The 415-nt window shown below is 48.7% G+C and carries 1 protein-coding gene and 1 pseudogene; both read right to left on the bottom strand.

What is annotated here, in order from left to right:
- A pseudogene (locus HMPREF2696_RS11965) lies at nt 1-109 on the bottom strand (DNA primase); the annotation flags it as partial.
- Nucleotides 106-321: a hypothetical protein gene (locus HMPREF2696_RS00005; protein WP_049344711.1), complete on the bottom strand. Its 216-nt coding sequence runs from the start codon at nt 319-321 to the stop codon at nt 106-108. The pseudogene HMPREF2696_RS11965 and the gene HMPREF2696_RS00005, both read right to left, overlap by 4 nt.
- Nucleotides 322-415 lie beyond the last annotated feature (94 nt).

The following is a 415-nucleotide window of genomic DNA, read 5'->3' as shown; positions in this document are numbered from 1 at the left end:
AGGGCTGGTGTTTGTTTTTCAGGTATCGCGTGTCTATGCCTAATGCCGCGTGTATTTCCGGCCAGTGGTATTGTGCGGCGGCTTTAATGTCTTGATATGTTGGCTTCATTGCTCTGCCTCCTCTGTTACAGGTTCTAAAACGATTCCGGCTGTCGGGTCTGTTTCCCATATTGCGGGCGTTTCCGGCTCTAGTTGCTCCGTGTCGGCGTGGGCGGGCTGGTTACAGGCTCGGACTACCAAAGCCAAAAGCAACACCCAAAACACCAGCAAGGCGCGGTTTAAATACCGGCGGAAACGGTCTGATTTATTGGTCTGTTTCATGGTTTATCCTTTGCTATGCCTCCAGTGTTTCAAAACGTGAATCTAATAAAATCAATAAGTTATAAAAACACTAGGGCGAAGTTTGCCCTATGCC

It is taken from the genome of Neisseria sp. HMSC058F07 (assembly GCF_001810035.1).
GTDB lineage: Bacteria > Pseudomonadota > Gammaproteobacteria > Burkholderiales > Neisseriaceae > Neisseria > Neisseria perflava.
The sequence above is the reverse complement of the archived record's forward strand: the minus strand, read 5'-3'. Positions and strand labels throughout refer to the sequence as shown.